Annotated in this window: 17 protein-coding genes; 1 reads left to right on the top strand and 16 read right to left on the bottom strand. The window is 63.5% G+C overall.

Going from position 1 to position 20,823, the window contains the following annotated elements:
* Positions 1 to 19 precede the first annotated feature (19 nt).
* The 6 genes from hisS to ndk all read right to left on the bottom strand — a co-directional run bounded on the left by hisS (position 20) and on the right by ndk (position 6,240).
* Entirely contained in the window at positions 20 to 1,381 is a 1,362-nt protein-coding gene (gene hisS, locus O0880_RS06380) for a histidine--tRNA ligase (RefSeq protein WP_071322699.1), read from the bottom strand.
* Positions 1,382 to 1,413: 32 nt separating this feature from the next.
* On the bottom strand, positions 1,414 to 2,682 hold the full coding sequence (gene ispG, locus O0880_RS06375) for a flavodoxin-dependent (E)-4-hydroxy-3-methylbut-2-enyl-diphosphate synthase (protein ID WP_289885647.1): 1,269 nt from the start codon (positions 2,680 to 2,682) through the stop codon (positions 1,414 to 1,416).
* A 45-nt stretch (positions 2,683 to 2,727) separates the two neighbouring features.
* Positions 2,728 to 3,639, bottom strand: a complete 912-nt coding sequence (locus tag O0880_RS06370; RefSeq protein ID WP_289885646.1) for a helix-turn-helix domain-containing protein — start codon at positions 3,637 to 3,639, stop codon at positions 2,728 to 2,730.
* 82 nt (positions 3,640 to 3,721) lie between these two features.
* On the bottom strand, positions 3,722 to 4,510 hold the full coding sequence (gene pilW, locus O0880_RS06365) for a type IV pilus biogenesis/stability protein PilW (protein ID WP_289885645.1): 789 nt from the start codon (positions 4,508 to 4,510) through the stop codon (positions 3,722 to 3,724).
* A gap of 11 nt (positions 4,511 to 4,521) precedes the next feature.
* Entirely contained in the window at positions 4,522 to 5,697 is a 1,176-nt protein-coding gene (gene rlmN / locus O0880_RS06360) for a 23S rRNA (adenine(2503)-C(2))-methyltransferase RlmN (protein WP_071326298.1), read from the bottom strand.
* A 126-nt stretch (positions 5,698 to 5,823) separates the two neighbouring features.
* The gene (ndk, locus tag O0880_RS06355) at positions 5,824 to 6,240 is read right to left on the bottom strand and encodes a nucleoside-diphosphate kinase (protein ID WP_070223377.1); all 417 of its coding nucleotides are present in this window, start codon (positions 6,238 to 6,240) and stop codon (positions 5,824 to 5,826) included.
* A gap of 221 nt (positions 6,241 to 6,461) precedes the next feature.
* On the opposite strand from ndk, the gene O0880_RS06350 reads away from it, so the two are divergent.
* Positions 6,462 to 7,148, top strand: coding sequence for a Bax inhibitor-1/YccA family protein (locus O0880_RS06350; protein WP_071322696.1), 687 nt, complete (start codon positions 6,462 to 6,464; stop codon positions 7,146 to 7,148).
* Between the two features lie 63 nt (positions 7,149 to 7,211).
* Here O0880_RS06350 and O0880_RS06345 read toward each other — a convergent pair whose 3' ends face one another.
* From O0880_RS06345 to O0880_RS06300, 10 genes are all read right to left on the bottom strand, one after another.
* Positions 7,212 to 8,057 carry a LysR family transcriptional regulator gene (locus O0880_RS06345; RefSeq protein WP_071322695.1) on the bottom strand — a complete coding sequence of 282 codons (846 nt, stop codon included), beginning with the start codon at positions 8,055 to 8,057 and terminating at the stop codon, positions 7,212 to 7,214.
* Between the two features lie 28 nt (positions 8,058 to 8,085).
* Positions 8,086 to 9,243, bottom strand: a complete 1,158-nt coding sequence (gene cfa / locus O0880_RS06340) for a cyclopropane fatty acyl phospholipid synthase (protein ID WP_289885644.1) — start codon at positions 9,241 to 9,243, stop codon at positions 8,086 to 8,088.
* 296 nt (positions 9,244 to 9,539) lie between these two features.
* A complete protein-coding gene (locus O0880_RS06335) occupies positions 9,540 to 10,586 on the bottom strand; it encodes a cupin-like domain-containing protein (protein WP_289885642.1) in 1,047 nt (348 codons plus the stop codon).
* A gap of 82 nt (positions 10,587 to 10,668) precedes the next feature.
* Positions 10,669 to 12,615 carry a glycosyl hydrolase family 18 protein gene (locus O0880_RS06330; RefSeq protein WP_289885639.1) on the bottom strand — a complete coding sequence of 649 codons (1,947 nt, stop codon included), beginning with the start codon at positions 12,613 to 12,615 and terminating at the stop codon, positions 10,669 to 10,671.
* 410 nt (positions 12,616 to 13,025) lie between these two features.
* Positions 13,026 to 14,369 carry a 23S rRNA (uracil(1939)-C(5))-methyltransferase RlmD gene (rlmD, locus tag O0880_RS06325; RefSeq protein WP_071322692.1) on the bottom strand — a complete coding sequence of 448 codons (1,344 nt, stop codon included), beginning with the start codon at positions 14,367 to 14,369 and terminating at the stop codon, positions 13,026 to 13,028.
* Positions 14,370 to 14,609: 240 nt separating this feature from the next.
* Positions 14,610 to 15,644 carry an RNA polymerase sigma factor RpoS gene (gene rpoS / locus O0880_RS06320; protein ID WP_289885637.1) on the bottom strand — a complete coding sequence of 345 codons (1,035 nt, stop codon included), beginning with the start codon at positions 15,642 to 15,644 and terminating at the stop codon, positions 14,610 to 14,612.
* Positions 15,645 to 15,652: 8 nt separating this feature from the next.
* Positions 15,653 to 16,573: a peptidoglycan DD-metalloendopeptidase family protein gene (locus O0880_RS06315; protein WP_083411676.1), complete on the bottom strand. Its 921-nt coding sequence runs from the start codon at positions 16,571 to 16,573 to the stop codon at positions 15,653 to 15,655.
* A gap of 42 nt (positions 16,574 to 16,615) precedes the next feature.
* On the bottom strand, positions 16,616 to 17,506 hold the full coding sequence (locus tag O0880_RS06310; protein ID WP_071322690.1) for a protein-L-isoaspartate(D-aspartate) O-methyltransferase: 891 nt from the start codon (positions 17,504 to 17,506) through the stop codon (positions 16,616 to 16,618).
* 9 nt (positions 17,507 to 17,515) lie between these two features.
* On the bottom strand, positions 17,516 to 18,253 hold the full coding sequence (gene surE / locus O0880_RS06305; protein WP_071322689.1) for a 5'/3'-nucleotidase SurE: 738 nt from the start codon (positions 18,251 to 18,253) through the stop codon (positions 17,516 to 17,518).
* Positions 18,254 to 18,347: 94 nt separating this feature from the next.
* Complete coding sequence (locus O0880_RS06300; protein ID WP_289885636.1) at positions 18,348 to 20,816, bottom strand: tetratricopeptide repeat protein; 2,469 nt, start codon at positions 20,814 to 20,816, stop codon at positions 18,348 to 18,350.
* Positions 20,817 to 20,823: the final 7 nt, after the last annotated feature.

The following is a 20,823-nucleotide window of genomic DNA, read 5'->3' as shown; positions in this document are numbered from 1 at the left end:
GGAACGGTCTTGCTTCAAATCAATGGTGGTGGTGCACGTGGCCGTCGGCGCCATGGTCGTGGCCGCAATCGTGACTGCCGATGATCTGGTCGACCAGGTAGTCGACGACATCGTCGAACGGCACCGTGTTTTGCTGCTGACCAGGTTCCGCTTCGCGCATGGCTTTTACTGTGGCAACATTATTCGCGATTTCATCGTCGCCGAGGATCACGGCAAATGCCGCGCCGCTGCCATCGGCTTTCTTCATTTGCGTCTTGAAGCTGCCGCCACCATTGCTCGCAGCGCAATGTAGCACAACGTCCAGGCCCGCATCGCGAATCCGTTCGGCCAGCACAAAGGCTTGCAGGCCCGCCTGCTCGCCCTGATGCACCAGGTAGACGTCGCACTGGGCTGGCTGCTCCGGCTCGGCCGCGTCTTTCATCAGCAAGACCAGGCGCTCGATGCCCATGGCGAAACCGACGGCCGGCGTCGGTTTGCCGCCGAACATTTCCACCATGCCGTCATAGCGGCCGCCGGCGCAGACCGTGCCTTGCGCGCCCAGCTTGTCCGTCACCCACTCGAACACGGTGCGGTTGTAGTAGTCGAGGCCGCGCACCAGACGTGGATTGATGGTGAATGGAATATTGTTGTGATTCAAGATCTTCTGCACGCCATGGAAGTGCGCCAGCGATTCTTCGCCCAGGTAGTCGAGCAGCTTCGGCGCGCCGTTGACCAGGTCCTGCATGGCAGGGTTCTTGGTATCCAGAATGCGCAGCGGATTGCTGTGCAGGCGGCGCTTGGCTTCTTCGTCGAGCAGCTCGCTGTGGCTTTCCAGGTAGGCGATCAGGTCGGCGCGGTGGCGCAGGCGCTCGGCCGCGTCGCCGATCGAATTCAATTCCAGGCGGATGCCTTCCAGGCCCAGGTCATCCCACAGGCGGCGCGACAGCATGATCATTTCGGCGTCGATATCGGGACCCGTGAAGCCGATGGCTTCCGCGCCGAACTGGTAGAACTGGCGGTAACGGCCCTTCTGCGGGCGCTCGTGGCGGAACATCTGGCCCTTGTACCACAGGCGTTTCGGGCCTTCGTAGACGAGGTTGTGCTCGACCACGGCGCGCACGACGCCGGCCGTGCCTTCCGGACGCAGGGTCAGGTTGTCGCCGTTCATCGAATCGGTGAACGAATACATTTCCTTTTCCACGATATCGGTGACGGCGCCGATGGCGCGCGCGAACAGCTTCGTTTCTTCCACGATCGGCGTGCGGATCTGCTGGAAGCCGTAGCTTTGCAGCACGGATTGCGCCGTGTTTTCAAACAATTCCCACAGCGGGGCATCGGCCGGCAAGACATCGTTCATGCCCTTCACGCCGGTGATCTTATCTGCTTTTTTATTTTCGGACATAGTGTTCTTCTTTGCTTTTTATCGGATCAGGTTCAGACGGCAACCGTTTTTCCGTAGTGACTCTTTACATAATTCAAGACGATGTCCTGGAATTCCTCGACGATGCGTTCGCCGCGCAGGGTGACGACCTTTTCGCCGTCGACAAACACGGGCGCGGCCGGCGACTCGCCCGTGCCGGGCAGGCTGATGCCGATATTCGCATGCTTTGATTCGCCGGGACCGTTGACGATGCAGCCCATGACGGCCACGTTCATCGCTTCCACGCCCGGATACGACTTTTTCCACTCCGGCATCTGCTCGCGCAGATACGTCTGGATATTGTCGGCCAGTTCCTGGAAGGTGGTCGACGTCGTGCGGCCGCAGCCCGGGCAGGCGATCACCATCGGCGCGAACTTGCGCAAGCCCATGGTTTGCAGGATTTCCTGGCCGACGATGACTTCGCGCGTGCGGTCGCCGCCCGGTTCAGGCGTGAGCGAAATGCGGATGGTGTCGCCGATGCCTTCCTGCAGCAGCACGGACAGCGCCGCCGTCGAGGCGACGATGCCCTTGCTGCCCATGCCCGCTTCCGTCAAGCCCAGGTGCAGCGGATAGTCGCAGCGCCGGGCCAGTTCGCGGTACACGGCGATCAGGTCCTGCACGCCGGAGACCTTGCACGACAGGATGATCTTGTCGCGTCCCAGCCCCAGCTCTTCGGCGCGCACGGCGTTTTCAATCGCCGACGTCACCAGCGCCTCGTACATGACGGCTTGCGCCGACCACGGTTCGGCGCGGCCCGCGTTTTCATCCATGATGCGCGCCAGCAAGGCCTGGTCCAGGCTGCCCCAGTTCACGCCGATGCGCACCGGCTTGTCATACTTGCAGGCCGCTTCGATCATTTGCGCGAATTGCGTATCGCGCTTGGCGCCCTTGCCCACGTTGCCCGGATTGATGCGGTACTTCGACAGCGCGCGCGCGCAATCAGGGTAGTCGTTGAGCAAGGTATGGCCGTTGTAATGGAAATCGCCCACCAGCGGCACGTCGATCTCCATCTTGTCGAGCTGCTCGCGGATGTAAGGTACGGCCGCGGCCGCTTCCGGCCGGTCCACCGTCAGGCGCACCAGTTCCGACCCGGCACGCGCCAGTTCCTTGATCTGGATCGCCGTGCCGATGGCATCGGCCGTGTCCGTATTCGTCATCGACTGCACCACCACGGGGGCGTCGCCGCCCACCCAGATCTGGCGCTGGCCATGGGCGATCAATACCTTGCGGCTGTCGCGCCGGTCGGAAGGGCCGGAGCCGATCGCTGTTTTCGAGGTCGCCATAATATTATCTTGTGAGTTTGCTTGCTTAAACTGCCTGTTTCAACGTTACTTGATGCTTACGCGCGAGATCGTGCCACCTGGCACGGTCGGCAAATCCAGCTTGGCGCCGCGCAAAGTTGCCTGCACGACACCCGGCTTGCCCACCACGAGGGTGGCCGGACCCGTGATATCGAATGTTTCCGTGCTGCCCGCCTTGACCATGCGCGAAATCAGCGGCGAAGTGCCCGGACGGCGAATTTCCACCCAGGAATCTTGCTCCACCTTCAAGACCAGCGCATTCGCGCCCACGGCGGCCGCCGCCACTGGCGGCGCGACGACGGCCGTCGTCGCCGGCGCAGGGGCTGGCGCGGCAACTGGCGGCACCACGGCCGCGGCTGGCGCCGATGCGGCGGCCGACGCGGCGGGCGCGCCCGTCTGCGTATCGTTGCCTGCCGGCGGCGGCACGGAAATCAGCGGCACGGACGGCGTCTGCACGGGCGTCAAATCCTGGCCCGGCTTGATCAGGGTGGTTTCCACGGGGCCCACTTCCGCATGCGCGACTTCTTTTTCCGTATGCGAGGACAGCAGGCTGGCCGGCACATAGCCGAGCTTGTAGGCGCCAAAGGCGGCGGCCACGACGACAGCGACGGCGCCGGCGATCCACAGGGTGCCCTGGTTCGACGAGCGCTGCGTCATCGACGGGAAGCGCGATTCCGAAAACGTGGCGGAAATTTCACGCCGCACGGGTGCCGCCGGGTCTTGCGCGGGCGCCGGATGGACTTCGATCATGGCCACCAGCGGCGCCGCGTCGAGGCGCACCACCTTGGCATAAGCGCGCACGAAACCGCGCACCACGGCCAGGTTCGGCAACGCCGCCATGTCGCCCTCTTCCAGCGCGATCACCTGGCGCGGCGCCAGCTTGAGCTGGTCCGCCACCTGTTCCACCGGCCAGCCCAGCGCTTCGCGCTGTGCCTTCAACTGTGCGCCTGCCGACGCCAGATTGCCCTGGGGCTGCTGCTGAGGCGTTTCTGCCCACTCTGAATTCATTGGTATCCCTGTCTCACTCATCAAACGCCCCACTTTGATAAGCAGCATATTCGGACGAGCCGGAATGGTGGTTGCGCAAATGCGCCCCCAGGCCAGCTTCCGCACCCGCATCCCCGAGCTTATGCTGCACCTTGATCCCGAGCCACAGCACATCGGCCGTCTGGCTCTCCATTGTCGCTATTTTACCGAGCCGCTCAAGATAATGAGCCGCCTGCCGGTAGTCTTGCTGTTGGTAATACACGCGCACCAGGCCGGCATTCGTCACTGCCACGTCCGGTGCGATGCGTACCGCGCGCAACAAGTACGCGCCGGCACGCCGGTAATCATGCAGGGCCAGGCTGCAGGCGCCCCCATTGTTGAGCGCGTTTTCCGGCGACGCGTACGCCGCATCCTGCAATGCCGCGTCGAAATACGCCAGCGATTGCGCGGCGCGTCCCGTCTGGCACAAGAACAGGCCGTAATTATTGCTCAACTCAGGATTGTGGGGCGCAAGGCGCAAAGCGTAAAGGAAATCTTTCTCGGCAGGTGCAGTCTGCCCCTTGGCCGCCAGGATCAGGGCGCGCATGCCATGCGCCTGCGCATCGCTGGGCACCAGCTGCACGGCTTGCGCCGCTTCCGCCAGGGCCACGTCGAGCTGGCCACGGCCATAATAGGCGCTGGCCAGCTGCAGGCGCAGCGCGGCGCGTTCCTGCAGACTCGCCTGCTTATCCTGGCCACCGTCGCCGGACGTCGTGGAAGCACAGCCGACCAGCAGCACGGCCAGGCTGACAGCGGCCACAGCGAGCGAGCGTTGGTAAGCCATGCCTTCCCTCATCAGGAGCGGATTTCCACGATCTTGCCGAAATTGGCGCCAAACTTCTGTTGATATTCAGTCATTTTTTCCATGCGTTCCTGCACCCGCGTGCGGTCCTTGACTTCGCCGGCCAGCTGGCCGCAGGCCGCATCGATGTCGTCGCCGCGCGTCTTGCGCACGGTGGTGATGATGCCGCCATCCATGAGCACCTGGGCAAACGCCTTGATGCGCGGGTTTTTCGAGCGGAACAGGCCCGACTCGGGGAAGGGGTTGAATGGAATCAGGTTGAACTTGCAGTTCACGCCGAACTCGCGGTCTTGCACCAGCGCAAGCAGCTCGCGCGCGTGCTCGTCGCTGTCATTGACGCCGTCCAGCATGCAGTACTCGAAGGTAATGAAATCGCGTGGCGCAAATTCCAGGTAGCGCTTGCAGGCCGCCATCAATTCCTTCAGCGGATATTTCTTGTTCAGTGGAATCAAACCATCGCGCAAGGTGTCGTTCGAGGCGTGCAGCGAGACGGCCAGGGCCACCGGCACTTCCTGCGACAGCTTGTCCATCATCGGCACGACGCCCGAGGTCGACAAGGTCACGCGGCGGCGCGACAGGCCGTAGGCGTTGTCGTCGAGCATCAATTTCAGGGCCGTGACGGTCGGCTCAAAGTTCAGCAGAGGCTCGCCCATGCCCATCATCACCACGTTGGTGATCTGGCGCTCGCCTTTCGGACCGGGCTCGATGCCCTTGGTGCGGCGCAATTCGAATTCCGCCATCCACAGCTGGCCGATGATTTCGCCCACGGACAGGTTGCGGTTGAAGCCTTGCTTGCCCGTCGAGCAGAAGCGGCAGTTGACGGCGCAGCCGGCCTGGGTCGAAATGCACAGCGTGCCGCGGTTATCTTCCGGAATGAACACGGTTTCCACGGCATTGCCATTGCCCACGTCGACCAGCCACTTGCGCGTGCCATCGGTCGACGTGTGATCGCTGATGATGGCCGGGGCGCGCACTTCGGCGCGCGTGGCCAGCTTGTCGCGCAGCGACTTGGCCAGGTCCGTCATGGCGTCGAAGTCGGAGGCGCCGAACTGGTGTATCCAGCGTTGCAACTGTTTCGCACGAAACGGTTTCTCTCCCAACTCGGCGCAGTAGGCGATGAGTTGCGCGGGATCGAGGTCCAGCAAGTTGGTGAGGGTCGTCGTATTCATGATCATGTCTATTCTAAAAATCCGTCCCCGCGCGCATCAGGAGCCAAAAGCACCACAGCGCAGCGGGAACAGGGGGTGATAAGTTATTTCACAGATAACGCCAGGAAATAACGTTATCTAAGGCAATTAAGCCTTCAGTTCTGGGAAGAAGTAAGCGATTTCCACTTTGGCAGCTTCGACAGCGTCGGAGCCGTGTACGGCGTTGGCGTCGATCGAATCGGCGAAATCGGCGCGGATCGTGCCTTTTTCTGCTTTCTTCGGATCGGTCGCGCCCATCAGGTCACGGTGGGCCAGAACGGCGTTTTCGCCTTCCAGAGCCTGGATCATGACTGGACCGGAAACCATGAAGTCCACCAGGTCTTTGAAGAAGCCGCGCTCTTTGTGCGCTGCGTAGAAGCCTTCAGCTTGTTCGCGCGACAGTTGGGTCATGCGCGCAGCAACGATTTTCAAGCCAGCGTTTTCAAAACGGGTGTAGATTTGACCGATTACGTTTTTTGCAACTGCGTCTGGTTTGATGATCGACAGGGTGCGTTCGATTGCCATGTGTGAAAACTCCAATAAAAAGAAAGGTTTAAAACGATAAATTGATAACTCAATCAACCTTTGATTTTACCATACTCCACCCCATATCACCCAGACAGGCAGGGGGCATCTTCCTGCCCTGCCTGTGTTTAATTAAATCTTAAGCTGGTTTTTTTGTAAAAACCGGGGTCCATGCTATCCTTGGGCAAAGCAGTAATTTGAATTGACAACACGGAGGCACTATGAATCAGAACATGCAACGCACCTTTGACCTGTCGGGGGGCATGCAGCAAGTCCGCCATCAGGTCTTGCGCAACACTTACTGGCTGCTGGCACTGTCCATGATCCCGACCGTGCTGGGCGCCTTCATCGGCGTGCAAATGCATTTGCCGATGCTGACCGGCGGCATGGGCTTCATCATCTTCATGCTCGTCGCATTCGGCTTCATGTACGCGATTGAAAAAACCAAGAACTCGGGCCTCGGCGTCGCCGTCCTGCTGGGCTTTACCTTCTTCATGGGCCTGATGCTCACGCCCATCCTGACGCGTACGCTCGGCTACTCGAACGGCGGCATGCTGATCATGACGGCGTTCGGCGGCACGGCCACCATCCTGGCCGTGATGGCCACCATCGCCACGGTCTCGAAGCGCGACTTCTCGGCCATGGGCAAATGGCTGTTCGCCGGCGTGATCGTGCTGATCCTGGCATCGGTGGCGAACATTTTCCTGGGCCTGTCGGCACTGTCGATCGTGATCTCCATGGTCGCCATCGCCATCTTCTCGGCCTACATCCTGTATGACGTGCAGCAAATCATCAACGGCGGCGAGACCAACTACATCTCGGCCACCCTGCGCATCTACCTGGACGTGTACAACATCTTCACCAGCCTGCTCTCCCTTCTGGGTTTCGCTGGCGGCAGCCGCGACTAAGACCAGGCCTTGCGCTTGAACAAAAAGCCGACCCGCGGGTCGGCTTTTTTACGTCTGCCGGCTCTATCTGGCCTTTTCGGCCACATCGAGCAGGCAGGCGCGGGCGCGGTCCAGGGTCGGGTTGTCGCGCTGGGCCGCGTAGACGGCGTAGGCCGAATGCGAGAATTCGGGCGCGTCGCGCACGCGGTGCAAGAGGCCCGCCTCCAGGTAAGGCTGGGCCGAGCCGATGCGGAAATAGCTGGCGCCGCCCACGTCCAGCAGGTAGACCAGCGCCAGCGGCCCCAGCGAAATGGAGACGGGCGGGCTGCTCAGCTCCGGATAGGCCGCCTGGTGGTTCGCCGCAAAAGCCGGGCCCCAGTCGACATACACATACGCATCGGCATGCATCTGCCCGTCGGCGCGCGTGGTGACCATCACCAGCTTTTCCTCGGCCAGCAGTTCGCTGACGAGGCCCGGACGCTGCGGCGGGTTGTACAGCACGGCCAGGTCCAGCGAGCCGTCGTGCACGGCGTCGAGCAGACGCGCCGGACTGTCGACTTCCGCGCGCAGGGCGATCTCGGGACAATCGCGGCTCATGCGTATCAGCCAGTCGCCCAGCAGCGGCTGCCACAGGCTCAGCTCGCAGCCGATGCTGACGGCGTCTTCGCGCCCCGGCGGCAAGGCCACCTGATGGCGCGCCCGCTCCCACACCTGCACCATGGTGGCCGCGTGGCGCATGAAGCGTTCGCCGGCCGGCGTCAGGCGGGCGCCGGCCTTGTTGCGCACGAAGAGCTGGCGCCCCAGCTGCTGCTCCAGCGTGCGGATGCGGGCGCTGACGGCCGTCTGCGTCACGTGCATGCGCTCGGCGGCCATGATGAAACTGCCGCTGGACGCCACTTCCAGGAAGGTGCGTGCTTGATTGATATCCATCAAGCCATGATAGCAGCAGACGCCCGCATCAACTGACCCGCTCGTAGCCGCCCAGCACGCCCTGCTTAGCCAGCACCCATTGCCACAGCTGCAGGTCGCGCGCGCGGAAGGCGCCGGCGCAGGACAGCAGGTAATACGACCACATGCGATGGAAGCGCTCGCCCAGCTGGGCGGAAAACTGCGGCCACGCCTGCTCGAAATTCGCATGCCAGGCCATCAGGGTCTTGTCGTAGTCGGCGCCGAAGTTGTGCAAGTCCTCGGCCACGAACAGGTCGTCCATGGCGTCGCCGATCTGGCCGATCGACGGCAGGTCGCCATTCGGGAAGATGTATTTGTCGATCCACGGATCGCACGCGGAATGGCGCTTGTTCTTGCCGATCGTGTGCAGCAGGAACAGGCCATCGTCCTCCAGGCAGCGGTGCGCCACCTCCATGAAGACGCGGTGGTTTTTATGCCCCACGTGCTCGAACATGCCGATGCTGACGATGCGGTCGAACTTTTCATTGGTGTCGCGGTAATCCTGCAGGCGGAAGTCCAGCCGTTCGCCGCCGGGCATGGCGCGCGCATACGCGGCCTGCTCCTGCGAGATCGTCACGCCCACGCACTGCACCTGGTATTTTTCCGCCGCATAGCGCATGAAACTGCCCCAGCCGCAGCCGATGTCGAGCACGCGCATGCCCGGCTCGAGGCGCAGCTTGCGGCAGATCAGATCGAGCTTGGCCTCCTGCGCCTCGGCCAGGTTGGCCGCATCCTTCCAGTAGCCGCAGGTATAGGTCATGCGCGGATCGAGCATGGCCGCATAGAAGGCGTTGCCCAGGTCGTAGTGCTCCTTGCCCACCATCCACGCGCGCCGTTCCGTCTGCAGGTTTAACAGGCGCGCATACAGGGCGTGGAAGGCCAGGCGTATGGGGCGCACGTCGTCGGCCACCCGGGCGCGCAGCAGGTGGCAAAAGAATTCGTCGAGCTGCTGCGCATCCCAGTCGCCATCCATATACGCTTCGCCCAGGCCCAGGTTGCCGCTGGCAAAGGCGCGTTCGGGCACGCCGGGCTTGCGCAGCTGCATGTCCCAGGCGGCGCGGCCATTCAGATGGATGTCGGCGCGGGCCAGCAGGTCGGCCGCCTCGCGGGTCAGCCGCGTGTCGGACTGGCGCCCGGCGCCACTTGCCGGTGTGTGTTGCAACTGCATTCGTGCTTGTGTCGTGTGCTGCGTGTTCATGCCCTGCCGCCTCCAGATGGTTGTCGGGTGCCGGCGCGCCGGCATGTCATCGACTGCCCGGCGGCGTACCAGCCATAAAATTATCCGCCCGCCATGCCCATCTGGATAATGAAACATCATGGCCATTCATATCAAAATTTTTGCTCTAAAATGATTTGAATCAATTATTTCATGGAAACATTCTGTACACGAAGCGCTCTGTAACATGAAAAAAGCCGCCTGTTCGGCGGCTGTTCACGGCAGGTTCGCGCCCTGCGGCGCCGCGATCAAAAGTCGTGATTCGGCGGATACTTCGTGTAGAAATCGTTATCCCACTTGAAATTGGTAAACGCCACCGTCATCGAGACATCGAGCGCCTCGACGAAATGCCAGCAACCGACGGGCAGGAACAGGATCTCGCCCGGCACCAGCACGCATTCGCGCACCTGCACGTCGGCCATCAGCGGATAGCGCCGCACGTCGATGTCGCGTCCGTCCACGGGCGTAAAGCAGTGGCGCTGGTTGTACACGCGCGCCACCTCGCAGGCGGCCATGATGCGCAGCCGCTTGCGCCCCGCCACCTGCGCCATGAAATTATTCGTCAGGTCGTGGTGGAACGGCGTCACCGTGCCGGCCGGCCCAAACCACAGGAAGCCCGTGGGACCGCCATCCTGGCGCAGGTATTCGGGCAGCTGGCCGATATCGTCCCACAGCTCGCGCAGGGCTTGCCGGTTTTGCGAATTGTTGTTCGCCGTCATATAGAAATCGTTGGTCGCACCACTGCCCTCGACCAGGCTGGCGTATTCGCCAAAGGCCATCTTGCGCTTGTGCGCCACGCTGTTCATTTCGTATTGCGCATCCGCTTCGCGGCCGAACTGCACTTCCACTTCGCGTTGCGCGAAATGCTCGCGGAAATAGGCCGGACTCCATTTGCGCATGGCCGGCCAGTCGTCCATCATGCCGGTGATGATCACGGGCTGGTTGATCGAATAGTACTCGTCCAGAAATTGCTGCGCGGACAGCTTGTCGCGGCGCGGGATCTCGGGCGAACGCAGTTGGTTCAGCTTGCGCTGGATGTCGATCACCCAGTCGCGCTTGGCCAGCCGGTTCGACAGGCGCACGGCGCCGGCCAGGTAGGGGCTTTGCAGCGCCAGCTCCACTTCGCGGCGCGCCAGCGCTTCGGCGATGCCGGCCTGCTGCAGCACCGGCATCAGCGCCGACGGATGGCTGCCCAGCATGAGATTTTCCGCGATCCAGCTGCGCCATTCGCGGCTCAGCTCCGGGTCCTGCTTTTGCTCCAGCTGCTTTACTCCCAAGGTCGATACCGCCGCCATCGCCGTCTCCTGTTTTTTATGTGAATAAGCGGCCGGGCAGCAATGCCGCCCGGCCGCGTCCTACTCTAGTGCAATTTCAACATTAACGCACCTTCCACACCTCCGTCGCCAGCACGCCATTCGCATCGCCATCGAGCTCCCACGAGAACGCGCCGCGCAAGCCCTGGTCCTTGACGTACTTGACCTTGGTGCCGATGACGGTCGGATCGTCATAGCTCCACCACTGGCCGCCCGCACCCGTGTACAGGTACAGCTGCTTGGTCACGGGATGGTAGTAGCGCGTACCGGCCTTGGCGACGAGGACTTTATAGTCTTCGATGCCCGACTCGTACGTGCCCGGCGCCATGCCCGTGGCCGCCTGGTACAGGCCATCGCCATTCGGTCCCGGCGCCACGCCCGTCCAGCCACGGCCATAGAACGGAATACCGAGCAGCAGCTTGTCGCGCGGCACGCCGGCGGCAATCATGTACTGCACCGCCTTGTCGCCCACGTATTCGCGCGCCATGCCCGTCGACGGATCGGCAGGGTCGGCAAACAGCTGGGCGTTGAAGTTGGTGCTGTTTTCCCAGCCGCCGTGGAAGTCGTAGGTCATCAGGTTGATCCAATCCATGTACTGCGAGTACAGGGCCGGTTCCGTGTTGTCGATCTTGTCCTTGCCGGCACCGACGGCCGCCGTCAGCAGGTAACGCTTGCCGTTGGCTGCGCCGAGCGCATCGAGCTGGCTGCGGAATTCCGCCATCAGCAAGGTGAAGTTGCGCTTGTCGTTGGGGCTGACCGTGTTGTACGGCTGGCCGCCGCCGACCGGGTATTCCCAATCGATGTCGATGCCGTCAAAGATGTTGGCCGCCGCCGCCACGCCGCCGCGTCCGCCCTGCACCGGCAGATTGCCCTTGATGTAGATATCGATGCAGGAACGCACCATCTGCTTGCGCAGCGCATCGGTGGCGGAACCGACGGAGAAGTTCTTCGACCAGCTCCAGCCGCCCAGCGAGATGAACAGCTTCAGGTTCGGGTGCGCCGCCTTCAGCTTTTTCAGCTGCAGGAAGTTGCCCGACAGGGGAGCGTCCCAGGGAATGGCCTGGCCATCGACGGTGCGCTTCGGCGTGCGGATGTAGTCGGCCTCGGCATCGCCGCCCGTGCCCGCGTCCGGCGAATTCGGATTCGTCGCGCCCGGCTCCGTCTTGGTGATCATGGCGCACTCGTAGCCGCCATTTTTCGGATAGATATTGCCGAAGGCGTAGTTGATGAAGGTCAACTTATCGGCCACGCCGCTCGTATGCACGTTCGCCACTTCATAGTCGCGGCCATACACGCCCCATTGCGCGAAATACGAACCCACTTCGCGGCCGGTTGGCGTTGGCGTTGGCGTTGGCGTAGGTGTTGGCGTTGGCGTTGGCGTCGGCGTCGGCGTTGGCGTAGGAGTCGGCGTTGGCGTCGGTGTCGGTGTCGGCGTCGGCGTCGGGGTAGGAGTCGGCGTGGTGCTGCAGATCTCCTGGCTGGTCCATGGCTTGCCCGTGCCGGCGGCGCCGCTGCTGGTCGACGGGTTGTCGCCCTGCGTCCAGTAGTTGGCGCGGTAATTGGTGCCGGCGTAGCTGACGGTGGCGCCCGCGCTGTATGCCGTGCCGGCGGCCCAGGCCAATGCGCACGTGCCACCGGTCGGTGTCGGTGTCGGCGTCGGCGTTGGTGTCGGGGTAGGCGGCGGTGTTGGCGTCGGGGTGGGTGTCGGCGTTGGCGTCGGCGTCGGGGTCGGCGTGGTGCCGCCGTCGCAAGTGCCGCCCGCGCTCCACAGGCTAGGCGTGGAGACGGGATTCCAACCCGAGCCCACGTGGTCGGTCTGCGTCACCAGGGCCGTATAGTTGGCGCCCAGGTAAGTGACCACCGTGCCGGCGTTGTACGTGCCGCCCTCTTGCCACGGCACGCAGGCAACCGTGCTGACGGCCAGCAATTGCGAGCCGCCCGGCGCGCTGGCGTCGCTGCCGCCGCCACCGCATGCCGCCAGCACACCACCGCTGGCCAGGCATACCATCATGTTTCTGATCGTCTTTCTGAGTATTAAATTTTCCACGCTGTCTCCTGTTCAGGTTTGCGGAAATACCACTCTGCTTCGATAAAGAGCTACCCTGTGTTCTAGTTTTTTTGCAGTTGCAAGAACAGCATGCTGCTGAAAAAATAGGCGGTCAAGTGGTTTTGAAGTGGCATCAAACCGTGCAATACCAGTTCGGCCAGAAACGGCAAAAGCATATGCCGATGGCGTGTTGTCCTACTGGAGGACGAAAAAATGACAGAAGGAAGATGAACGGAAAGGCTTGATTGGCAAAAAACAGACCAATTTTATAACACGGTGTAAGTGGTATTACGGTGGCTTGCTGCGCCATTGACGGTGCCGCCGGAAACCACGACGGCGGGTGCCTGCCTGGCCACCCGCCGCATTTTAGTTATTTATTGAGCCAGATCAAACACGGCCATCGATTCGACATGCGAGGTATGCGGGAACATGTTGACCACGCCCGCCTTGCTCAGCACATAGCCGGCTTCCAGCGCCAGGATGCCGGCATCGCGCGCCAGGGTCGAAGGGCTGCACGAAACGTAGACGATGCGTTTCGGCAGCATGTCGGGACGCGCTTGCGCCAGGCCGACCAGTGCCTGGCACAGGGCCATGGCGCCATCGCGCGGCGGGTCGATCAGCATGCGGTCGAACTTGCCCAAGGCGATCAGGTCGTCCGTCGTCACTTCGAACAGGTTGCGCGTCGAGAACGAGGTCTTTTCCGCCAGGCCGTTGGCCAGGGCGTTTTCCAGCGCCCGCTCCGTCAAGGTGGTGCTGCCTTCGATGCCCACCACTGCGCTGCCCTGCGTGGCCAGCGGCAAGGTAAAATTGCCCAGGCCGCAGAACAGGTCGGCCACGCGATCTTGCGGCTGCACTTCCAGCAGGCGCAGGGCTTTCGATACCAGCACGCGGTTGATGTGGTGGTTCACCTGGGTGAAGTCGACGGGCTTGAACGGCATCTTGACGCCGAATTCCGGCAGCAAGTAATGCAGTTGCTTGTCCAGCGGATAGAACGGCACGGCCGTTTCCGGACCTTTCACCTGCAACCACCATTGCACGCCGTACTCGTCGGCAAACGCTTTCAATTTCGTCTCGTCGTCCGCCGTGAGCGGCGCCATGATGCGCAGCACCATGGCCGTCACGTCTTCGCCGACGGCCAGCTCGATCTGCGGCATCTGGTCGAAGATCGACAGCGAAGCGATCAGCCCGCGCAGCGGCAGCAGCATGGCCGAGATGTGCGGCGGCAAGATTTCACAGCTATCCATGTCGGCCACGAAAGCCGATTTCTTTTCATGGAAGCCCACCAGCACGGCGTCTTTCTTCTTGACGTGGCGCACCGACAGGCGCGCGCGGTAGCGGTAGCCCCACGTCGGGCCATACATGGGGCGCATCACGCTTTGCGGACGGACCTTGCCGATATGCCACAGATTATCTTCCAGCACACGCTGTTTGATCGCCACTTGCGCCGACGGTTCCAGGTGCTGCATCGAGCAGCCGCCGCAGTTGTCGAAATGCTTGCACTTGGGCGTCACGCGCATCGACGATTCGCGGTGCAGCGCCGTCATGCGGGCCATTTCCCAGTTCTTCTTTTTCTTGAACGTCACAAAGCTGACGCGCTCGCCCGGCAGCGCGCCCTCGACAAACACGACCTTGCCCGGCGAGCCGTCTTCGTTCTCAATATGGCCGACGCCGCGGGCGTCCATGTCGAGCGATTTGATTTCGATGATATTTTCTTGCATAGCGATCAATAGGTAAGAGTGGGCCAGGACGCAGGGCCGCGCTGGAACTTGCAAACAATGGGGGAAAGGTCAGGCGCCGCGAGCGGGGCGTATGATAGCAGATCGCGACCAGCAAAAGCCGCTCAAGCCCGCACCGGGTAGCAAGCCTGAGAAAATGCGCAGGGCAAGGCGCGTGGCCGACGACAGTACGCCAGTACGGCGAGGCCATGCAACGCCGCCATGCACGTTTTATCAGACTTGCTACAGCAGGGAGTCACGCACGACGCCGCGTGCCGCCATGGCCCGCTTGAGCTTGATCAAGGCTTCCTGCTGGATTTGCCGCACCCGTTCGCGCGTCACGCCCATTTCCTCGGCCAGGGTTTCCAGGGTGGCGGGATCGTCGTTGTCGAGGCCAAAACGGCGCATGATCACCACGCGCTGCTTGTCCGGCAGCTTGGTCAGCCAGTCGCGCACCAGCACCGTCATTTCATGGTGTTCGGCGCGCGCGTCGGGGCTGTCTTCGCTGGCGCCGGGCAGCATGTCCATCAGCGACGATTGCGGGTCGTTGTCGAGCGGCGCGTCGAGCGAGGTGGCGTGCTCGGACAGGGCCAGGATATCCTGCACCTCTTCCACGGGACGCCCCACCAGGTGGGCAATGTCTTCCGCGGTGGCATCCTTGCCGTCATGGTGCTGGGCTTCCAGGTGGTATTTGCCGCGCAGGATCTGGTTCAGTTCACGCACCATGTGCACGGGCAGGCGCACCGTGCGCGCCTGGTTCATGATGGCGCGCTCGATGCTCTGGCGTATCCACCAGGTGGCGTAGGTGGAAAAGCGGAAACCGCGCTCGGGCTCGAACTTGTCGATGGCCCGCATCAGGCCGATGTTGCCCTCCTCGATCATGTCGAGCAAGACCACGCCGCGGTTGATGTAATGCTTGGCGATCGACACGACCAGGCGCAGGTTGTGCTCGATCATGGTTTGCCGGGCTTCGAAGTTGCCCTGCTTGGCAAGGGTGGCGTAATGCACTTCCTGTGCCGCCGTCAGCAGGGGCCGCGTGCCGATCTGGTTCAGATAGTGTTGCGTGGTATCGGTCGACAGTTCGGCCGCCAGCACTTTCTTCAATTCATCGACACTTTCCACCAGCACACTGACGCTGGCCGCCTCGGCCCCCTCGCCCGCCTCGACGGCGTCGATGCCGTCGTCGAGATCGCCGGCATCGTCCGTCACGACTTCGTCCGCCGCGTCTTCCGGCGGTTCCGGGTCATCGTCCAGCTGGTCGTGCGGCGCGTGTGTCATTGCTTTACCTAACGGTTAGGCAGGAATTTCGAAGGATCGACAGGCTTGCCTTGCTGGCGGATCTCAAAGTGCAGCTTCACGCGGTCGGCGTCGGAATCGCCCATTTCAGCGATGGCCTGGCCTTTGTTGACGCTCTGCCCTTCCTTCACCAGGATGCTGCGGTTATGCGCATAAGCCGACAACAGGCTATTACTGTGCTTCACGATGACAAGATTACCATAACCACGGATTCCGCTCCCGGCATACATGACTTTTCCGGAGCCGGCGGCCACTACCTGCTGGCCCGCCTTGCCGGCGATATCGACGCCCTTGTTCTTGCCTTCGTCAAAAGTGCCGATGACCTTGCCTTCGGATGGCCACATCCAGCTGATCTTGTCGTCGCCAGGCGCCGATGCCGCAGGAGCGGCAGCCGCGGCGGCCGGTGCGGCGGCGGCCGCGACGGGCGCAGGCGCCGCTGCCGGCTTGGCATCGGTGGCGCCGCCATCGGCGCGCAACTCGGCCAGGGTGGCGTCGGAGTACGCGCGCTTCTCGCCACGCGGTCCCGTTTTCTTCGGCACCACGGGCGCGGCCGGTTTGACTTCCGTCACCGGCGGCATGATGATGGCCGACGTTTGCGCGCCGCCCGTGTCGCCATTTGGCGGCAGCACGCGCAGCACCTGGTCGACCTTGATGTCGTTCGGATTGCTCAAGTCATTCCACACCACCAGGTCGCGGTAATTCTGTCCATGCTCAAGGGCGATGCGCAACAGCGTGTCGCCGCGCTTGACCGTGTAAAACGCAGGATCGCGATCGCGGGCATCGTTTGCCGCCGCACTGGTGGACGAGGGTTGGCGCTCCACCACCGGCGCCTGGACGCCCGTCGTGCCGCAACCGCTCAACAGGGCGGCCAGGGTGATGCTGCATAGAAGTATCTTACTTTTCTTAATCATTCGCATGTATGTGTATGTCCTGCTTGCTAGCTGATCCGGGGATCATATGGTGCCCGGGCGCAAAGGCACGAAATGGCAATCTTCCAGGGTTTGGCTGGTCCATTCCATTTTCCCCACCCGGGTAATGAGTTGTAAATGTTGCAATTTAGCACCGACTGGCGCAACCAGACGCCCACCGAGCGTCAGCTGTTCCAACAGGGCTTGCGGGACTTCCAGGCCGGCTGCGGCAAGGATGATCCCGTCAAAGGGAGCCGCCTGCGGCAGGCCAAGCATACCATCTCCGTACTGCAAGCGCAGATTCGACACGCGCAGCGGGCGCAAATTGGCCTTCGCCAGCTCGTGCAGGGGCCGGATGCGCTCGATCGAATACACCTCTTTTGCCACCAGCGACAGCACCGTCGCCTGGTAGCCGCAGCCGGTGCCGATTTCCAGCACGCGCTGCAGGCTGCCGCCATTGCGCAGCACTTCGATCATGCGCGCGACGATGTACGGCTGCGAAATGGTCTGGTGATGACCGATCGGCAGCGAGGCGTCGATATACGCCTGCGACGCCAGCGCCTCGTCCATGAACATATGGCGCGGCACGGCCTGCATGGCGTCGAGCACCACCTGGTCCTTGACGCCCTGCTTCGCCACGCGGGCCACCATGGCGCGCCGCACGGCGTCGGACACCAGCGGGTTTTGCCGCGGCGGCGCCACCACCGCCGGCTGCGCCCGCTCATTGGCGATGGCCTGGGCGCGCGACGGCGCGATGGGTGCCATGGCACCGTGATGCGGCGCGCCGCCCCTGGCCGCGCTTTGCGCCGCATTCTGCGTGGCCGTCTGCGGCGTGGCGATCCTCGACTGCGCCAGCGACTGCCCCCCGCCCTGCCTGGCGGGCTTGCCGGCCAGCGAATCGAGGGAAAGGGGGAAGGTGCGCGGCTTATCGGTCATAGTCAGCGGTCATGCCAGGCCCTGGGCCAGTGCATCGAGTTGGGTGGTATGCGTGAGGTCGATCTGCAGCGGCGTGATCGAGACTTGTCCTTGCTGAATCGCGTAAAAATCCGTGCCGGGACCGCCTTCCTTGGTGGCGCCGGCCGGACCGATCCAGAAAATTTCACGGCCGCGCGGGTCCAGCGCGCGGATGACCGGCTCGGCCGAATGGCGCTTGCCCAGGCGCGTGGCCACCACGCCTTGCAATTGCTCGTACGGAATGGCCGGGATATTCACGTTCAACAGGTACGGTTTCTGCAAGGCGTCAAAACGGCGCTCGACGATTTCCCGCGCCACGCGCGCGGCCGCGTCCAGGTTGGCCCAGCCAAACTCGGACTGCGAAAAGGCGATGGCCGGGATGCCGAACAGATAGCCTTCCGTGGCGGCCGCCACGGTGCCCGAATACAGGGTGTCGTCGCCCATATTGGGGCCATTGTTGATGCCGGACACCACCAGGTCGGGACGCTCGATCAGCATGCCCGTCAGCGCCACGTGCACGCAGTCGGTCGGCGTGCCGTTGACAAAATAAAAGCCGTTGGCGGCCTTGTGCACGGACAGCGGCCGGTCCAGCGACAGCGAATTGGAGGCGCCCGAACGGTTGCTGTCCGGCGCCACCACCACGATCTCGGCGATGGGCGCCAGAGCATCGGCCAGTGCCGCCAGGCCCGGCGCCAGGTAGCCGTCGTCGTTACTGATAAGAATTCTCATAACGAGATTTTACCTGAAGCAATGCCAACACTGCGCGTACCGCACGACGATCGGCCGCATTTTTTATGCCGCCGCACCGCTGCGGGGCACATGCTCAGCGCGGCTCGATGCGCGCTTCCGACAACGCTCCTTCCAGCGCCTGCACTTCGTCTTCCTGCAAGGCCAGCAAGCCATCGAGGTCGCCTTGCAATTTGTACATGCGTTTCAGCTGCGCCATGCCGCGCTTGCGCAGCTTGCCTGGCACGCCGGGACGCAGCAGGCACGCCTTCAGGTGCTCGGCCAGTTCGCCCGCCTGCAGATACTGTTCGCGCTCGATCATGCCTTGCAGCATGCCGATCATGCTGGCCAGGGTTTCCGGCTCCGCTGCCTCGTGCCCGCCGGCGCGGCCCGCCAGGATGGTTTCCTGCAGATGGCGCGCGCCGTCCAGCACGCTCTCCGCGTGCGGCTGCGCCTTGCCGCCGCTGGCGGGCGCGTTCAACAGGCGATCGCTACCGCTGAGCACGGCATCCTCCAGCAGGCGCGCCGCCTCGCTTTCGCCCTGCTGCTGCAGGGTGCCGGCCAGCTGCTTCTTGCTGTGCAAGGTATCGAGGTGGTCTTCGCCCAACAGGCGCGCATGCACTTCCAGCACCTGCTCCTGCACGCTGCGCGCCGCATCGAGCTCGCCACGCCGCAACAGCGCCTCGGCCAGCTTGCGCTGACTCATCAGGGTTTCCGGATGGTCGAGGCCGCGCGTGCGCTCGCGCGCCGCCACCTGGTCTTCATGCAGCTGGCGCGCGCCGGCCCAGTCGCCCTGCCTCGCCACGATATCGGCCAGCAAATCGCGCGTGGCCAGGGTCGCCGCATGGTCGCCGCCGAGGCGCCGCTCCTGGGCTTGCAGGACGACATCGAGCAGGCGCCGCGCGCCTTCCAGGTCGCCGTCGCGCCCCAGCGCCTGCGCCAGGGCCAGCTTGCTGCGCAAGGTGTCGCCATGCTCGGCGCCGAACAGGCGCTCGCGCGCCGCCACCACCTTGGCCAGCACTTGCTGCGCCTGCGCCAGCCGCCCCATGTGCAGCAAGGTGGCGGCGCGGTTGTCCATCGCCCCCAGGGTCATCGGATGCTCGCCGCCCAGCATGCGCGCATACGTGGCCAGCACCGCATCCTGCAGCCGCAGGCCCGCCGCCAGCTCGCCCTGCTGCACCAGGGTTTGCGCCAGGCATGCCTTGGCGGCCAGGGTATCGGGATGTTCGGCGCCCAGCAGCCGTTCGCGCACGTCGACCACGTCCTCCTCGAGGAAGCGCGCCTCGTCGAGCTTGCCCAGCTGGCGCAGCAGGCGCGCCATGCCGCTCTTGCCGGCAAGGCTGTCCGGATGCTCCTCGCCCAGCAGGCGCACGCGGATCTCGACGCTTTGCCGGAAGGCGTCGAGCGCCTGCGTGCTGCGCCCGTCCTTGCGGTACAGCTCACCCAAACGGGCCAGGTCGCGCGCCAGCGGCAAGGCCACGGCGCGCCCCGGTTCCAGCTGCAGGGCCTGGCGCGCTTCGCCGATGGCCGCCAGCAAGGCGATTTCGCGGCTCGATTGCCAGGGAAAGTAGCCGCCCGTCAGCCAGTGCAGGAAAGCCTCGAAGGTGCGCGTCAGCGAAAAGCGGTCGCCGCCCTGGTCGATGCGCACGGCCAGCTGCTCGCCATACGCGAAGGTTTTCGTCTGCTGCAGCTGGACTTCGTCGAAATAACTGTCGAGGGCGATGTGCGGCAAGCCGTACGAGGCGCGCAGCAGGCGCTCGAACATGGGCTGGAAACCGGCGATGCCCTTGTGCGCATCGCCGCGGCGCCACTCGGCGCGCTGGGCGCCGTCGCCCATTTCTATGCGCGACGGCAAGGGATACACGAGCAGCGGCCGCTGTTCGTCTTCATGACTGCGGCGGTACTCGATGGCGCGCGTGACGAGCGCATCGACGCCTTCCAGGCTTTGCCGGTTCGGCGTGAAGACCACCACCAGCTTTTTCGGCAGCAAGGTGGTGCAGATGCCGGCGCTGTCCGTGCGCCCCGTGCGCGAGTCGACCAGCACATAGCGGAAATGCCGCGCCAGCGTGTCGGCGAAGCAGCGGAACAGCGCCGGGCAGCTGTCGAACAGCTGGTCCCAGCGCATCTGCGCCAGGCGCTCGCCATAGCTGGCGTCGAAGCGCCCCGCGCGCATCAGGTACAGCGGACTGCCCTGGTCGACGCGCACCACGTACTGCTGCCAGTCGATGGCGTCGAGCACGCGCTGCGCCAGCGCCGCATCCTCGCGCCCCGCGCCCTGCCCGCCCGCGCCTTCCAGGCTGCAGCGTTCGAGCTGCTGGCGGCAAGCCTCGAAAAACTCGAGCACGCCGGGGCGCTCCTCGTGCTGCTCGAAATAATGGTGCAGGCCCGGCGCTTCCATGTCCCAGTCCAGCATCAGCACCGGCACGCTGGCATTTTCGCGCCGCGCCAGCAGCACGGCGATGTTCGACAGCGCCATGGTGCGGCCGGTACCTCCCTTGTAGGAATAGAAGGTGACGACTTCGCCAGGGGCGCTCAAAGGCGGTAGGGACAGGCGTTGGCATTCCATGACAGGA

This window comes from Janthinobacterium sp. SUN118 (assembly GCF_030397695.1).
GTDB lineage: Bacteria > Pseudomonadota > Gammaproteobacteria > Burkholderiales > Burkholderiaceae_D > Janthinobacterium.
The sequence above is the reverse complement of the archived record's forward strand: the minus strand, read 5'-3'. Positions and strand labels throughout refer to the sequence as shown.

Coding starts and splice junctions, on each gene's coding strand:
- ispG (WP_289885647.1), bottom strand. CDS start 2,682: ATGGCGACCTCGAAAACAGCGATCGGCTCCGGCCCTTCCGACCGGCGC.
- O0880_RS06345 (WP_071322695.1), bottom strand. CDS start 8,057: ATGGATATCAATCAAGCACGCACCTTCCTGGAAGTGGCGTCCAGCGGC.
- O0880_RS06310 (WP_071322690.1), bottom strand. CDS start 17,506: ATGACCGATAAGCCGCGCACCTTCCCCCTTTCCCTCGATTCGCTGGCC.
- ndk (WP_070223377.1), bottom strand. CDS start 6,240: ATGGCAATCGAACGCACCCTGTCGATCATCAAACCAGACGCAGTTGCA.
- O0880_RS06335 (WP_289885642.1), bottom strand. CDS start 10,586: ATGGCGGCGGTATCGACCTTGGGAGTAAAGCAGCTGGAGCAAAAGCAG.
- pilW (WP_289885645.1), bottom strand. CDS start 4,510: ATGGCTTACCAACGCTCGCTCGCTGTGGCCGCTGTCAGCCTGGCCGTG.
- O0880_RS06330 (WP_289885639.1), bottom strand. CDS start 12,615: ATGATGGTATGCCTGGCCAGCGGTGGTGTGCTGGCGGCATGCGGTGGC.
- cfa (WP_289885644.1), bottom strand. CDS start 9,243: ATGCAGTTGCAACACACACCGGCAAGTGGCGCCGGGCGCCAGTCCGAC.
- surE (WP_071322689.1), bottom strand. CDS start 18,253: ATGAGAATTCTTATCAGTAACGACGACGGCTACCTGGCGCCGGGCCTG.
- rlmN (WP_071326298.1), bottom strand. CDS start 5,697: ATGAATACGACGACCCTCACCAACTTGCTGGACCTCGATCCCGCGCAA.
- O0880_RS06315 (WP_083411676.1), bottom strand. CDS start 16,573: ATGATTAAGAAAAGTAAGATACTTCTATGCAGCATCACCCTGGCCGCC.
- O0880_RS06350 (WP_071322696.1), top strand. CDS start 6,462: ATGAATCAGAACATGCAACGCACCTTTGACCTGTCGGGGGGCATGCAG.
- hisS (WP_071322699.1), bottom strand. CDS start 1,381: ATGTCCGAAAATAAAAAAGCAGATAAGATCACCGGCGTGAAGGGCATG.
- rlmD (WP_071322692.1), bottom strand. CDS start 14,369: ATGCAAGAAAATATCATCGAAATCAAATCGCTCGACATGGACGCCCGC.
- O0880_RS06300 (WP_289885636.1), bottom strand. CDS start 20,816: ATGGAATGCCAACGCCTGTCCCTACCGCCTTTGAGCGCCCCTGGCGAA.
- rpoS (WP_289885637.1), bottom strand. CDS start 15,644: ATGACACACGCGCCGCACGACCAGCTGGACGATGACCCGGAACCGCCG.